This is a genomic window from Sulfitobacter sp. CB2047, assembly GCF_000735125.2.
GTDB lineage: Bacteria > Pseudomonadota > Alphaproteobacteria > Rhodobacterales > Rhodobacteraceae > Sulfitobacter > Sulfitobacter pontiacus.
Genome location: NZ_CP072613.1, coordinates 2,324,428 through 2,339,310 on the forward strand (window position 1 = coordinate 2,324,428; position 14,883 = coordinate 2,339,310).

Here is a 14,883-nt window from a genome sequence, read left to right on the forward strand (position 1 = left end):
CTTTTTCCATCCGAATCCTGTTAGGCTTAAGTCCCGTGATGCTGCGGTTTTCCGCAGCTCAATTGCTTGGCTTTTGCCGCATCAAATCTGAACTCACGGGGGCCTTCATCACATGGCACGCTATATTTTCATCACCGGTGGTGTGGTTTCTAGCCTTGGCAAAGGCCTTGCCTCTGCGGCCTTGGGGGCCTTGTTGCAAGCGCGCGGATACTCCGTCCGTCTGCGCAAACTGGACCCCTATCTGAACGTCGATCCCGGCACGATGTCGCCTTTTGAACATGGCGAGGTTTTCGTCACCGACGATGGCGCCGAAACCGATCTGGATCTGGGCCACTACGAACGCTTTACCGGCGTGGCCGCGCGCAAGACGGATTCGATCAGCTCGGGTCGGGTCTATTCCACCGTGCTCGAGAAAGAGCGGCGCGGCGACTATCTGGGCAAGACCATTCAGGTGATTCCCCACGTCACCAACGAGATCAAGGATTTCCTGCACGTCGGCGATGACGAGGTCGACTTTATGCTTTGCGAAATCGGCGGCACCGTCGGCGATATCGAAGGCCTGCCCTTCTTCGAAGCGATCCGCCAGTTCAGCCACGACAAGCCACGCGGCCAGTGTATCTTCATGCACCTCACCCTGCTGCCCTATCTCGCGGCCAGCGGCGAGCTGAAGACCAAGCCGACGCAACACTCCGTCAAGGAACTGCAAAGCATCGGGATCGCGCCCGATATTCTGGTCTGCCGCTCCGAACACCCCATCCCCGAGAAAGAGCGCGAGAAAATCGCCCTGTTCTGTAACGTCCGCAAAGAGGCCGTGGTCGCGGCCTATGACCTGAAAACCATCTATGACGCGCCGCTGGCCTATCATGCGCAGGGTCTGGATCAGGCCGTGCTGGATGCTTTCGATATTTCCCCCGCACCCAAGCCCGAACTGTCGGTCTGGCGCGATGTCTCTGACCGCGTGCACAACCCCGAAGGCGAAGTGAACGTCGCCATCGTCGGCAAATATACCCAGCTGGAAGATGCCTATAAGTCGATCGCAGAGGCGCTTACTCACGGTGGCATGGCCAACCGCGTCAAGGTCAAGATCGACTGGGTCGATGCCGAGGTCTTTGATCAAAGCGATGATGTATCGGCCCACCTCGAAGGGTTCCACGCGATCCTCGTGCCCGGCGGCTTTGGCGAACGCGGCACCGAGGGCAAGATCAAGGCGGCGCAATATGCCCGCGAGCAGAAAGTCCCCTATCTGGGGATCTGTCTGGGCATGCAGATGGCCGTGATCGAAGCCGCGCGCAACGTGGCCGGCCTGACGACCGCAGGCTCGGAAGAATTCGACCACGAATCCACCGGCAAGAAACGGTTCGAGCCCGTGGTCTACCACCTCAAGGAATGGGTGCAGGGCAACCACAAGGTTGAACGCAAGGTCGACGACGACAAAGGCGGCACCATGCGGCTTGGTGCCTATGACGCGACGCTGAAAGAAGGGTCGAACGTGGCCAAAGTCTATGGCACCACGTCCATCGACGAACGTCACCGCCACCGCTACGAGGTCGATACCGCCTACCGCGAGCAGCTTGAAAAAGCGGGTCTTACCTTTTCGGGGATGTCGCCCGACGGCATGCTGCCAGAGATCGTGGAATGGTCCGATCACCCGTGGTTCATCGGCGTGCAGTTCCACCCCGAGCTCAAATCCAAGCCCTTTGATCCGCACCCCTTGTTCAAGGATTTCATCCGCGCCGCCAAAGAAATGTCGCGGCTGGTCTGACCCTCGCGAAAGGCGGCCAACGGCATGCTCAGCTACCAACATATCTACCACGCCGGCAATCTGGCCGATGTTCACAAACACAGCCTGCTGGCGTGGATGTTGGGGTATCTGACCCGCAAAGACAAACCGCTGTCCTATTTGGAAACCCATGCGGGGCGCGCGCTGTATGACCTGTCCGACACACCCGCGCTGAAAACAGGCGAGGCGGCGCAGGGCATTGGCCGCGTGCGCGGCTGGTTCGACGATGCGCATCCTTACGCACAGGTGCTTGACCAGATCACCGCTGAACATGGCGCAGACGCCTACCCCGGTTCGCCCCTGCTGGCGGCCAAGCTGCTGCGCGACAGCGACAGCATCCATCTGGCCGAACTGCACCCCGGTGAACATGCCGCCCTTGATTTGGCGATGTCGCCCTATGACGTCAAATGCCACCACCGCGACGGGTTCGACATGGCTTTCGCCCTGACCCCGCCCACCCCGCGCCGTGGCCTGATGCTGATCGACCCCAGCTTCGAGATCAAGACAGACTACGCCGATATCCCGCGCCACATTGGCAAGCTGGCGCGCGCGTGGAACGTCGGCATCATCGCGCTGTGGTATCCGATTCTGACCAATAAGGCGCATCAACCGATGCTCAGCGCGCTGATGGGGGCCCACCCCGAGGCCCTGCGTCACGAGGTCAGCTTTGCCCCTGCGCGCCCCGGTCACGGGATGGTCGGGTCAGGCATGTTCGTGCTGAACCCGCCCTTTGGGCTGAAAGAAGAAGCGGCCCGTCTGGCGGCCAAGTTCAAAACCCTACCCCGATAAGGAGCCCCCGATGCCCAAAGGTTACTGGATCGCTAACGTCGACGTGCATGATGCCGAAGTCTACGACAAATACCGCGCCGCCAACGCCAAGCCCTTTGCCGATTTCGGGGCGAAGTTTCTGGTGCGTGGGGCCGCGCCCGACATCCGCGAAGGCACGTCGCACCCGCGCATCGTGGTGATCGAATTTGCCTCGCTGGCCGATGCGGTGGCCTGCTATGAAAGCGAGGGCTATCAGGCGGCCAAGGATATCCGGTCCTCCGTCTCTGATGGGAATCTGGTCATCGTCGAAGGGTATGACGCCTGAGGCCGCGACAGGCCCCTCGCCTGCCCCTGCGGCATTGCGCTTTTTATACATCACCCCTTTGCGAATATGGGAAAAACGGAACGCCGCGCGCGGAATCGGGTTAGCCTCATGTGCCCGTAAGGATAAAGAGTTGCCATGTTTGAACGTCTATTCCCCCGCCGCAAGCCGGACCCCAAGCCGCTGCCGCAGCCTACCCCCCAGCTTGCCCTCGGCGCGTTGCTGGTGCGTGTGGCGCTGGCCGACCGCACCTACCGCGCTGCCGAAGTGGGGCAGATCGACCGCATCCTCGCCCGGACCTTTGGCCTGAAACCGATCGAGGCCGCGAAACTGCGCGCCACCTGCGAAGCGCTGGAACGCCACGCCCCCGGTACGCCCGAATTCGCCCAGATCCTGCGCGAGGAAGTCCCCTATGAGGACCGCAAGGCGCTTGGCGATGCGATGTGGTCTGTGGCGCTGGCCGATGGCGCACGTGACGACGACGAAGAGATCCAGCTGCTGGCGATTGAGACCGCGCTTGGCCTTAGCGACGCCGACATGACCGCCGCCCGCGAAAAAGCGCTGAACGCTTTGTGACCTTGGCCTTGCGCCGCAACCGCTCTATATCACGCCCATGTTCGCAGAATTCATCAAACGGCTGACCCAGCCTGATCCCGCCCAGCTTCCCGATGGGGATGCCCGCCTTGCGCTGACCGCGCTTTTGGTGCGCATCGCCAAGTCGGATAATGAATACGCCCCGTCCGAGCGCGCGCGCATCGACCAGATCATCGCGAAACGCTATGCGCTGGACGCAGATGGCACCGCCTCCCTGCGGGCAGACGCCGAAGCGCTGGAAGCCGAAGCCCCCGATACCGTCCGCTTTACCCGCGCGATCAAGGATGCCGTTCCCTATGACGACCGCCTTGCCGTGATCAAAGCCCTGTGGGAGGTCGTGCTGGCCGATGGCAGCCGCTCTGACGAGGAAAACGCATTGCTGCGTTTGGTGACCAACCTGCTGGGGGTCACAGACACCGACAGCGCCATCGTGCGCAAGCAGATTGAAGACAAAGACTAGTTTACGCGCAGGCGGTGAATTTACGCGGGGTCAACCGTTGAATTATTGGGCAAAACCCAAGTTCTGGATTGCAAATCCCCCTTGAAATCACCTTAACTTGCTGCGGAACGCACAATAAGGCAGCACAGTGACAGATCAGCCCCCCGTTATTGAGATCAACAATCTTCACAAGGCTTATGGCCCTCTGGAGGTGCTCAAGGGGGTGTCGGTCAAGGCCCCGCGCGGGCACGTCATCTCGCTGATCGGGTCGTCCGGCTCCGGCAAATCGACGCTGCTGCGCTGCTGCAACCTGCTGGAAGACAGCCAAGAGGGCGATCTGCGCTTCAACGGCGAGGCAGTCACCTGGAAAGGCACCGGCCACCACCGCCGCCCTGCCGATCCAAAACAGGTGCTGCGCATCCGCACAAATTTGTCGATGGTGTTCCAGCAGTTCAACCTGTGGTCCCATATGACGATCCTGCAAAACGTGATGGAGGCCCCGCTGACCGTCCTGCGCCGCGACCGCGCCGAGGTTGAGGCCGCCGCGCGGGCCTATCTCGACAAGGTGGGCATTGGCGACAAATGCGATGTCTTTCCGGCGCAACTGTCGGGCGGCCAGCAACAGCGCGCCGCCATCGCACGCGGGCTGTGTATGGAGCCCGAAGCATTGCTATTCGACGAACCGACCTCGGCGCTGGACCCCGAGCTTGAGCAAGAGGTCGTCAAAGTCATCAAGGATCTGGCCGCCGAAGGGCGGACCATGATGATCGTAACCCATGATATGAAACTGGCGGCCGATGTCTCGGATCACGTCGTGTTCCTGCATCAGGGTTTGATCGAAGAACAAGGGGCCCCCGAAGACCTGTTCGGCGCCCCTAAATCAGAACGTCTGCGCGGGTTCCTCTCGGCCACTCACGCAGAGTAAAACCACCTAAAAACAATAAACTGGGAGACTTCAAAAATGAAAACACTCGTTCTTGCAACCGCCGCACTGGCGCTCAGCACCGGTTTTGCCATGGCAGACGCCCACGGCAAGACCATCCGCATGGGGACCGAAGGGGCCTACCCTCCCTATAACTTCCTGAATGACGCGGGCGAAGTAGACGGCTTTGAGCGCGAAGTCGGTGACGAGCTATGCGCCCGTGCCGAGCTGACCTGCGAATGGGTCACCAACGAATGGGACAGCATCATCCCGAACCTCACATCGGGCAACTACGACACCATCATCGCCGGTATGAGCATCACCGACGAGCGTGAAGAAGTGATTGATTTCACACAGAACTACTTCCCGCCCGCGGCTTCCGCCTATGCGGCGAAATCGGCGGATGCCGATGTGATGGGCGGTGTTGTTGCAGCACAGACCAGCACGATCCAAGCCGGTCACGTGGCTGAATCCGGTGCCACCCTGCTGGAATTCGCCACCTATGATGAAACCGTCGCAGCCGTGAACAATGGCGAAGCGGATGCGGTTTTCGCCGACAAGGACGCGCTGGTCCCCACGGTCGAGGAATCCGGCGGCGAGATGGTCTTTGTCGGTGATGACGTGCCACTGGGCGGCGGCATCGGCCTTGGCCTGCGCGAAAGCGACACAGAGTTGAAAGCGAAATTCGACGCCGCGATCCAGTCCATGAAGGACGATGGCAGCCTGAACAAGCTGATCATCAAATGGTTCGGCGAAGACGCCAATACATTCTGATCATGATCGGGGCGGCGCAGATGCCGCCCCTTTTCTCTGCCTGCCGATCTGATTAAAGACCCAAATCCAGACGCCCGCCAAAGGGCGCATACCACCGGGACATTCCGCCATTTTTGCCTGCACCGACCCAGAAACGCTTTCCGGCCTGTCATGGCTGACGTGCTACCTGACCACGGGCAAGCATTTGGCCTTTTATGGTGCATTCGGCACCGTCTTGCTGCTGCTCGCCATCACCGCCCCCGCCGCACTTGCCTTTGGCTTTGGCGGTGCGATGGCCGCGCGGTCGCCCTTTGCGCCGCTGTCATGGCTGGGCCGCGCCTATATCGCCATTGTGCGCGGTGTGCCCGACATCGCCTTCTTCCTGTTCTTCGTCATCGCGCTGGATCAGGGCATCGAATACCTGCGCCACAAGGTGAAATGCCCCGACTGGGATCAGCCGATCCGTCAGGGCAGCGACTTTATCGTCTGTCAGGCCGCCAAGATGCCGCTTGGCAACTCTGCCCAATGGGTCCACGAGGCCTATGGCTTTTCGCTTGCGGTGCTGACCTTTGCCATCGTTTTCGGGGCCTTTGCCGCCAATGTGCTTTATGGCGCGATGCGCGCTGTGCCCCGCGCCCAGATCGAGACCGGCGAGGCGTACGGCATGACCCCGCGCCAGACCTTCTGGCGTATCCTTGTGCCGCAGATGTGGGTCTATGCGCTGCCCGGTCTGGGAAACCTGTGGATGGTGCTGATCAAGGCCACCCCACTGTTGTTCCTGCTGGGCGTCGAGGACATCGTCTATTGGGCGCGTGATCTGGGCGGAGCCAAGACCCCGCGCTTTACCGATTACCCCCACCCCGACTGGCGCATGTGGTATTTTCTGGCGCTGCTGGTGTTCTACCTCTGCTTTACCCGTGTGTCTGAAATCGTGCTCGACCGGCTGATGCGCCGTCTGACCAAGGGTCAGGCCACCGCCGGCGGCGAAGCACAGCGAAAGGCAGCGGCATGACCTGTTGGGAAACCATCCAATCCTACGGGCTGCGCTCGCTTGGCTATGGCGAACGGCTGCTGCCGCGCAGCGACTTTACGCTATGTGACCAGTTCACCCTGATCGGGTCGGGCATGATCTGGAACATCTACTACGGTTTTTTCGCGCTGGTCAGCGGCTTCCTGCTGGCGACCGCGCTGGCCGTGGCCAAGGCCCACCCCAGCCCTTGGCTACGCAAACCGGCCGAATGGTTTATCTTCCTGTTCCGCGGCTCGCCCTTGTTCATCCAGTTCTTCTTTGGCTATTTCCTGTTCCTTAGCCTAAAATCTGTGCACCCGTTCTTTGATATGTTCACCTCTGCGTGGCTTGGGGCGCTGATTGTTCTATTCTTCAACACCTCTGCCTACTCGGCCGAGATCTTCTATGGCGCGCTGCAATCCATCCCCAAGGGCGACACCGAAGCCGCCGATGCCTACGGCATTTCCGGCTGGTCGCGGTTCAAGCGCATCGTCTGGCCCACCATGCTGCGGCTGGCATGGCCCGCCTATACAAACGAGGCGATCTTCCTGTTTCATGCGACAACGCTGGTGTTTTTCACCGGTTTTCCGGCGCTGCAACAACGCGGGGACGCACTGTATTACGCCAGCTATTTCGCGGACAAGACGTTTAACCCGTTTATCCCCTACCCGATTTTGGCGGGCTACTTCATTTTGCTGACGCTGGTGATCATTGCCATCTTCGGGCTGATCAACCGCCGTTTGAACCGCCATGTGCCTCAGGCTGCGGTGCGGAAAATTCGCTTGCGTCTAAATCTGATCCGGTAGTATCTGTTTTTTGATCAAATTATTTAGCGCGTGGGCGCTACCCCCGGTTTTCACGTTGTAAGAACGCCGTTCATGCCCGCCGCTTGCAAGGTGTGATATGAAAAACTGGCTCCGCAAACATCCTCAGGTCCGCACAATCCGTGTGGCCGCCGCCGACCTCAATGGTCAGGCCCGCGGCAAGCGCATCCCCACGCGTTTTGCCGACAAGGTGGTAGAGGACGGCACGCGCTTTCCCATGTCGGTGCTGAACCTCGATATCTGGGGCGAAGACATCGACGACAGCCCGCTGGTGTTTGAAAGCGGCGATGCCGATGGCATCCTGCACCCGACCGAACGCGGCTTTCTGCCGATGCCCTGGCTTGATGCGCCCTCGGCCCTGCTGCCGATCTGGATGTTCCACGAGGACGGGCGCCCCTATGGCGGTGACCCGCGCCATGCCCTGCGCGCGGTGGTCGAACGCTACAAGGATCGCGGGCTGACGCCGGTCTGCGCGGTCGAGCTCGAGTTCTTCCTGATCGACGATTCGGGCCGCAAACTGCAGGTGCCGCTGTCGCCACGGTCGGGCAAACGCCGCAAGGCCGCCGAAACCCTGTCGATCCGCGCGCTGGACCAGTTCGATGAATTCTTCACCGATCTTTATGACGCCTGCGAAGAGATGGACATCCCCGCCGATACCGCCATTTCCGAAGCGGGTCTGGGCCAGTTCGAGATCAACCTCATGCATTGCGACGACGCCCTGCGCGCCGCCGATGATGCCTGGCTGTTCAAGATGCTGGTCAAGGGCCTCGCCCGCCGCCACGGCTTTGCCGCAAGCTTTATGGCGAAACCCTACGAGGATTACCCCGGGTCGGGCCTGCACACGCATTTCTCGGTGCTCGACAAGAACGGTAACAACGTCTTTGACGACGGCGGCCCCCAAGGCACGGCGATCATGCGTCACGCGGTGGCGGGTTGTATGAACGCCATGGCCGGCTGCGCGCTGGTCTTTGCGCCCCATGCCAACAGCTTTGACCGTATGGTGCCCGGTGCCCACGCCCCCACAGGGATCTCTTGGGCCTACGAGAACCGCACCTCCTCCATCCGTATCCCGTCTGGCAGCCACAAGGCGCGGCGGATTGAGCACCGTGTGTCGGGCGGCGACGTGAACCCCTATCTCATGCTGGCCGCCGTGCTGGGTGCTGCGATGAACGGCATAGAGGACGGGGCAGAGCCCCCCGCCCCCATCACCGGCAACGCCTATGCCGCCGACCTGCCGCAAATCCCCGGCGACTGGAAATCCGCGATCGACGCCTTTGAAAACTCCGCCGAGGTAAAGCGTATCTTTGCCCCCGAAATGGTGCGCAACTTTATCCTCACCAAACGGCAAGAGCTGCATTATATGCAGGAGCTGACCCCGCAAGAGCAGGTCGAAATCTATCTGGACACGGTGTAATCAGATGCCCCCCATGAAAATCGGTATCCTTCAAACCGGCCACTCCCCCGACAATATGAAAGACGCGCTTGGCGATTATGGCGACATGTTCGTCAAATTGCTGGGCGGGCACGGGTTCGACTTCCAGATCTGGTCCGTGGTCGATGGCGACTTCCCCGCCTCGGCGGTGGATGCGGACGGCTGGCTGATCACCGGATCGAAACACGGTGCCTACGAGGATCACGACTGGATCCCCCCGCTGGAGCAGCTGATCCGCGCCATCCGCGAAGCAGGCCGCCCGCTGGTCGGCATCTGCTTTGGCCACCAGATCATTGCACAGGCGCTTGGCGGCAAGGTCGAGAAATTCGCCGGCGGCTGGTCCGTGGGCCGCACCGAATACACCATCGACGGAGAGACCCTGGCCCTGAACGCCTGGCATCAGGATCAGGTCACAAAACTGCCCGACGGGGCCAAGGTGGTCGGCGCTTCCGACTTCTGCGCCAATGCGGCCCTGCTGTATGATGATCACATCTGGACCATCCAGCCCCACCCCGAATTCACCCAAGACTTTATCGACGGGCTGATCCGCACCCGCGGCAAGGGCGTGGTGCCCGATCACCAGCTTCAGGCGGCCTCCGCCCTGCTGGACGCCCCCACCGACAATGCAAAAATCGCCGACCATATTGCAGATTTCCTCAAGAAAGAGAGATTATGATGTCCGACTGGCTTGAAGAGCTTCCCCCCGCAGCACGCGAATATCTGGAGGGCAAGCGGCTCGACGAAGTTGAATGTATCATCCCCGACCTCCCCGGCATCGCACGCGGCAAAGCGGTGCCCGCCACAAAATTCGCACGGCAGGAATATTTCCACCTGCCCGATAGCATCTTCTACCAGACCATCACCGGTGAATGGGGCGACGCCGCCGGTGCCGACGGGTTCATCGAAAAAGACATGATCCTGCGGCCCGATATCTCGACCGCGACCGCCGCCCCCTGGACCGGCGACTGGACATTGCAAGTGATCCACGACGCCTTTGACCGCGACGGCAATCCGGTCGAATATTCGCCGCGCAATGTGCTCAAACGCGTTGTCGATCTTTATCGCGCACAAGGGTGGGAGCCGGTTGTCGCCCCCGAAATGGAATTCTTTCTGGTCGCGCGCAACCTCGACCCCGCGCATGAGATCAAACCGATGATGGGCCGCTCAGGCCGCCCTGCTGCCGCGCGTCAGGCCTATTCCATGACCGCCGTCGATGAATTCGGCCCCGTGATCGACGACATCTACGACTTTGCCGAAGCGCAAGGGTTCGAGATTGACGGTATCACCCAGGAAGGCGGCGCGGGCCAGCTCGAGATCAACCTGATCCACGGTGACCCCGTGCGGCTGGCCGACGAGGTATTCTATTTCAAACGTCTGATCCGCGAAGCCGCCCTGCGCCACGATTGCTATGCCACCTTCATGGCGAAACCCATCGCCAACGAACCCGGCAGCGCCATGCATATCCACCATTCGGTGCTGGATGCCACGACGGGCAAGAACATCTTCTCTGGCCCGCAAGGGGGCGAGACGGACGCGTTTTACCACTTTATCGCCGGCATGCAGAACCACATGCCCGACGCGCTGGCCGTCATTGCGCCCTATGTGAACAGCTACCGGCGCTACGTCAAAGACCATGCCGCGCCGATCAATCTGGAATGGGGCCGCGACAACCGCACCACGGGCATCCGCGTGCCCCTGTCCGGCCCCGCGTCGCGCCGGGTCGAGAACCGCCTCGCCGGGATGGACTGCAACCCCTACCTCGGCATCGCCGCCTCGCTCGCCTGCGGCTATCTGGGCCTGATGGAACAGAAAAAGCCCAAAGCCGAATTCAAGGGCGACGCCTATGACGGCGACGGGGATATCCCGCAGGTGCTGGGATCCGCGCTGGATCTGTTTGAAGAGGCCACGACCCTGCACGAGGTGTTGGGCCCCGAGTTCGCCCGCGTCTACGCCATCGTCAAACGCGCGGAATACGAAGAGTTCCTGCATGTGATTTCCCCCTGGGAACGCGAGCACCTGTTGATGAACGTCTAGGCCCGCCGCACCCGCGGGAGCCTTCGGCGAGGATTTAAGACCATTTGGAAGCGGCCAAGGGGGCCGATCTGCAATGAACCTGCTATACGCAAACGATGCGCCGGGGCGCTATCCAGACAGCTGGTACGCCGCGACCGCAACCCCGACCGATGCCTACCCCACGCTCAAGGCCGATCAGCGCGCGGATGTCTGCGTTGTCGGGGGCGGCTATACCGGCCTGTCGGCTGCGCTGCATCTGGCACAGGCCGGTCGCCGCGTCGTGCTGGTCGAGGCGCAGCGCGTGGGCTTTGGGGCCTCGGGGCGCAATGGCGGGCAATTGGGGAGCGGTCAGCGCGTCGAACAGGACGCGCTGGAAAAGATGGTCGGACGCGATGCCGCAACGCGCCTATGGGATCTGGGCGAGGACGCCAAAGCGCTTGTCAAAAGCCTGATCAAGACCCATGACATCGATTGCCACCTCAAGCCCGGCGTCGCCTGGACCGCCAGTTCTGCCGGTGACGTAGAGCATCTGCACGCTTATGCCGGTTTCTTGCAAGACCGCTATGGCTACGAGCTGATAGAGGTGTTGGACCGCGACGCGCTGCGCAACGTCTGTGCATCGCCCGCCTATCGCGGCGGTATTCTGGATATGGGGGCCGCGCATCTGCATCCGCTCAACCTCGCCCTCGGGCTGGCACGGGCGGCGCAGGCGGCAGGGGTCGAGATCTATGAACGCAGCGCCGTGCATCAGATCACCGAAGGCAGCCCCGCCACTGTGCAGACCGACGGCGGGCGGGTGACGGCGGACCATGTGATCCTGGCCTGCAACGGCTATCTGGGCGGGCTGAACCGCAAGGTCGCGGCCAAGGTCATGCCGATCAACAACTTTATCGTCGCCACCGAACCCTTGGGCGACCGCGTGAAAGACGTGCTGCCCCGGGATGTCGCCGTGGCCGATAGCAAATTCGTGGTGAATTATTTCCGGCTCAGCCATGATGGGCGACTGCTGTTCGGCGGCGGCGAAAGCTATGGCTACCGCTTCCCCAGCGACCTCGCCGCCAAGGCGCGCAAGCCCATGGGCCAGGTTTTCCCCGCGCTGCGCGACGTCAAGATCGACTATGCTTGGGGCGGCACGCTGGCGATCACCATGAAACGGCTGCCCTTTCTGGCCCGCGTGGCCCCGAACATCCTGTCGGCTTCGGGCTATTCCGGCCACGGCGTCGGCACCGCGATCCACGCAGGGCAGCTGATGGCTCGTGCGATCCAGGGCGATGGCGACGGCTTTGATACGATGAGCGCCCTGCCCACGCCGACCTTCCCCGGCGGCGGCGCGCTGCGCAGCCCGCTGCTCGCGCTCGCCATGAGCTGGTTCAGCCTGCGCGACCGCCTGGGGATATAGTCACAAAACATTCATGAAGCGGAACGGGGAAAAGGCTTGGTCCCATAGGCGCATTGTTTTACCATTCTGAAAACAAACATTCAGGATATTGAAATATGACCCTGCCCGACATGCACAGCGCCGAAGCCATTCCCGACACAGCCCGCGCCGAGATAGAGCTGCTGTTGCAAAGCGGCGATCTGTTTCGTTACACCGCTGCGGCCGATGCGCCGGTGTCCTTGCTGGAGGCCGAGTTTGCGCAGATGATGGGCAGCCGCTATGCGCTGGCGGTGTCGTCCTGCTCTGCCGCGTTGTTTCTGTCACTGCTGGCGCTGGACCTGCCGCAGAACGCCAAGGTGCTGATCCCCGGCTTTACCTTCGCGGCCGTGCCCTCTGCCGTGATCCACGCCAATTATACGCCGGTGCTCTGCGAGGTCGGGGAAAACTACCGTATCGATATGGCGGATTTCGCCGCCAAGCTGCCGGGTGTCGACGCGGTGATCATCAGCCACATGCGGGGGCATACCTCGGATATGGATGCGATCATGCAGCTGTGCGATGCCGCAAACGTGCCGGTGATCGAGGATGCGGCCCATTCGCTCGGCACCCTCTGGCACGACCGCAAGATCGGCACCATCGGCAAAATCGGCTGCTTTTCCTTCCAGTCCTACAAGATGGTCAACGCGGGCGAAGGCGGCATCCTGATCACCGACGACGCCGATCTGGTGGCCCGTGCGATCATCATGTCCGGTGCCTATGAACACAACTGGAAGAAACACCCCGGCATTGCGGACGCCTGCGCGCGCTGGCAGAATAAACTGCCGCTTTATAACCTGCGTCTGAGCAACCTGTCGGCGGTGCTGGTGCGGGCCCAACTGGCCGAACTGCCCCGCCGTGTGGCCGACGGGCTGCGCAATCATGACTATGTCGCGGCCAAGCTGAACGCCGCCCCCCAGATCGACGTCCCCGCCCCGCTGCCCCCCGAAACCCGCGCGCCGGATTCCATACAGTTCAATCTGGTCGGGCTGGACGATGCCGCCATCCGCGCCTTTGCCGAAGCCAGCGCCAAGGCCGGCGTCAAGGTTCAGGTCTTTGGCCAAAGCACCGACAACGCGCGCGCCTTCTGGAACTGGCAGTTCATCAAGGATCTGCCCGACCTGCCCCGCACCCGCGCCATGTTGATGACCGCCTGCGATGTGCGCCTGCCCGTGCAACTGCAACCAGCCGAGCTCGACGCGATTGTGAATGTGCTGCTCGGGGCGCTGGCGACGGTGACGAAATCCGCCGCGGCCTGAGGCTTCATTTTGCCAGATAAACTCCCGCCGGAGGCATCCGGCAGACACACCAAAGCCCACCCGTCAGCGGGTGGGCTTTAACCGTTCAAACGGGGGCCAAGCGCCGTCACTTCAGCTTGGAGAGTTTTTCCTGCAACTCGGCCAGTTGTTGTTTGATCGCATCCAGACTTTCGGCGTCATCGCCCTTGGCGCTGGCGGGGCGCTGGTCGGTCTTGCCCATGCCGTTCCAAGGCGTCGGCATATTGCCGGTCATCGCCTTCATGAACGCCTCTTGCTGGGCCTGCATGACCTCGAAACCGGGCATCTTCGCCATCGGGTTGATCGTGTTCATGTTCTCAAGCACCCGCGCCTGACCGTCGCGCAGCATGTCAAACGATGTCTTGAGGAACTGCGGCACAACGCTCGCATCGGGGGACATATAGCTGCGCACAAGATCGTTCAGCACATCCACGGGCAGCACGGATTCACCGCGGCTTTCATGTTCGGCGATGATTTGCAGCAGATATTGGCGGGTCAGATCGTCGCCTGATTTCAGGTCCACAATCTGCACCTCGCGCCCGTCGCGGATAAACCCCGAGATATCATCCAGCGTCACATAGTCACTGGTTTCGGTATTATACAGGCGGCGGCTGGCATATCGTTTGATAAGCAGGGGCTTGACTGTTTCGGTCACGGTAGATCCTTCCCAAATAGCATGCTGCATTGCAGCTTAGGGCAGCTTAAATGAAAAAGATAGGTGCCACAAAAAAGGGCAGACCGCAAAGTCTGCCCTGATCAATCTTTACCTGAACCAAAGGCCGGTGCGATTACTTCGCAGCGGCTTTCTTTGTGGCGGCTGTCGCGTCGGATGTCGCTTTTTTCACAGCAGCGGTTGCTTCTTCGGACATGTCTTTGCCCGCAGCCATCATCAGCTCGACTGTGTCCATCTGGACCTTTTTCGCGATTTCAGCGAAAGCGGCCATATGCTCGGACGCGACTTCAGCAGAGGCCGAGGTGAACTCGGTCATTGCTTTGGCGTAATCTGCTGGCTCTTGCTTGGCTTTCGACATCTCGGACATTTTTGCCAGAGTGTCTTTTGTCCATTTGCTGGAAATCTCGGCGGATTTCTCGGCAGCGTTCAGCGCTACGCCGGACAGCTTTTCGTTCAGTGTCGCGGTTGTTTTGAACGCGTCGTTCATTGCGGATGTGTCAACTGGGAATGCACCCATCATGTCTTTCATCATCGCGGCGAAATCTGGTGTCTTCGTCATGGTAAACTCTCCTTCTGGGGTCAAGCGGCGTCTACCGCTACGTTATGACTACCCCATAGATAGATGCTGCGGTGCGGCATTGCAAGTTTTTTCTGCAATGCAGC

The 14,883-nt window shown here is 61.0% G+C and carries 16 protein-coding genes; 14 read left to right on the forward strand and 2 right to left on the reverse strand.

Annotated features, from left to right (window positions below):
- The first annotated feature begins 112 nt into the window (after positions 1 to 112).
- From IV89_RS11540 to IV89_RS11605, 14 genes are all read left to right on the forward strand, one after another.
- Positions 113 to 1,762 (forward strand): CTP synthase, encoded by a 1,650-nt coding sequence (locus tag IV89_RS11540; protein WP_005852465.1) that lies wholly within the window; start codon positions 113 to 115, stop codon positions 1,760 to 1,762.
- Positions 1,763 to 1,786: 24 nt separating this feature from the next.
- The gene (gene rlmJ / locus IV89_RS11545; RefSeq protein WP_037943845.1) at positions 1,787 to 2,569 is read left to right on the forward strand and encodes a 23S rRNA (adenine(2030)-N(6))-methyltransferase RlmJ; all 783 of its coding nucleotides are present in this window, start codon (positions 1,787 to 1,789) and stop codon (positions 2,567 to 2,569) included.
- 10 nt (positions 2,570 to 2,579) lie between these two features.
- Positions 2,580 to 2,873, forward strand: coding sequence for a DUF1330 domain-containing protein (locus IV89_RS11550; RefSeq protein ID WP_005852461.1), 294 nt, complete (start codon positions 2,580 to 2,582; stop codon positions 2,871 to 2,873).
- 135 nt (positions 2,874 to 3,008) lie between these two features.
- Entirely contained in the window at positions 3,009 to 3,446 is a 438-nt protein-coding gene (locus IV89_RS11555) for a TerB family tellurite resistance protein (protein WP_037943844.1), read from the forward strand.
- A gap of 37 nt (positions 3,447 to 3,483) precedes the next feature.
- Positions 3,484 to 3,924 (forward strand): TerB family tellurite resistance protein, encoded by a 441-nt coding sequence (locus IV89_RS11560; RefSeq protein ID WP_037943843.1) that lies wholly within the window; start codon positions 3,484 to 3,486, stop codon positions 3,922 to 3,924.
- A gap of 127 nt (positions 3,925 to 4,051) precedes the next feature.
- Complete coding sequence (locus IV89_RS11565; RefSeq protein WP_005852455.1) at positions 4,052 to 4,828, forward strand: ATP-binding cassette domain-containing protein; 777 nt, start codon at positions 4,052 to 4,054, stop codon at positions 4,826 to 4,828.
- Positions 4,829 to 4,864: 36 nt separating this feature from the next.
- Positions 4,865 to 5,599 carry a transporter substrate-binding domain-containing protein gene (locus tag IV89_RS11570; protein WP_005852453.1) on the forward strand — a complete coding sequence of 245 codons (735 nt, stop codon included), beginning with the start codon at positions 4,865 to 4,867 and terminating at the stop codon, positions 5,597 to 5,599.
- Positions 5,600 to 5,708: 109 nt separating this feature from the next.
- Positions 5,709 to 6,590, forward strand: coding sequence for an ABC transporter permease subunit (locus IV89_RS11575; protein WP_081781238.1), 882 nt, complete (start codon positions 5,709 to 5,711; stop codon positions 6,588 to 6,590).
- The gene (locus IV89_RS11580) at positions 6,587 to 7,393 is read left to right on the forward strand and encodes an amino acid ABC transporter permease (RefSeq protein ID WP_037943841.1); all 807 of its coding nucleotides are present in this window, start codon (positions 6,587 to 6,589) and stop codon (positions 7,391 to 7,393) included. The genes IV89_RS11575 and IV89_RS11580 overlap by 4 nt, the downstream gene beginning before the upstream one ends.
- Before the next feature lie 97 nt (positions 7,394 to 7,490).
- Positions 7,491 to 8,825 (forward strand): glutamine synthetase family protein, encoded by a 1,335-nt coding sequence (locus tag IV89_RS11585; RefSeq protein WP_005852447.1) that lies wholly within the window; start codon positions 7,491 to 7,493, stop codon positions 8,823 to 8,825.
- A 13-nt stretch (positions 8,826 to 8,838) separates the two neighbouring features.
- A complete protein-coding gene (locus tag IV89_RS11590) occupies positions 8,839 to 9,519 on the forward strand; it encodes a type 1 glutamine amidotransferase (protein WP_037943838.1) in 681 nt (226 codons plus the stop codon).
- Positions 9,519 to 10,877, forward strand: coding sequence for a glutamine synthetase family protein (locus IV89_RS11595; RefSeq protein ID WP_037944976.1), 1,359 nt, complete (start codon positions 9,519 to 9,521; stop codon positions 10,875 to 10,877). The genes IV89_RS11590 and IV89_RS11595 overlap by 1 nt, the downstream gene beginning before the upstream one ends.
- Before the next feature lie 73 nt (positions 10,878 to 10,950).
- Positions 10,951 to 12,255, forward strand: a complete 1,305-nt coding sequence (locus tag IV89_RS11600) for an FAD-binding oxidoreductase (RefSeq protein ID WP_037943837.1) — start codon at positions 10,951 to 10,953, stop codon at positions 12,253 to 12,255.
- A gap of 95 nt (positions 12,256 to 12,350) precedes the next feature.
- Positions 12,351 to 13,529, forward strand: coding sequence for an aminotransferase class I/II-fold pyridoxal phosphate-dependent enzyme (locus IV89_RS11605; RefSeq protein WP_037943836.1), 1,179 nt, complete (start codon positions 12,351 to 12,353; stop codon positions 13,527 to 13,529).
- A gap of 106 nt (positions 13,530 to 13,635) precedes the next feature.
- On the opposite strand, the gene phaR is transcribed toward IV89_RS11605, so the two are convergent.
- Positions 13,636 to 14,202 (reverse strand): polyhydroxyalkanoate synthesis repressor PhaR, encoded by a 567-nt coding sequence (phaR, locus tag IV89_RS11610; RefSeq protein ID WP_005852439.1) that lies wholly within the window; start codon positions 14,200 to 14,202, stop codon positions 13,636 to 13,638.
- 133 nt (positions 14,203 to 14,335) lie between these two features.
- Positions 14,336 to 14,779, reverse strand: a complete 444-nt coding sequence (locus IV89_RS11615; RefSeq protein WP_005852437.1) for a phasin family protein — start codon at positions 14,777 to 14,779, stop codon at positions 14,336 to 14,338.
- Between the last annotated feature and the right edge of the window lie 104 nt (positions 14,780 to 14,883).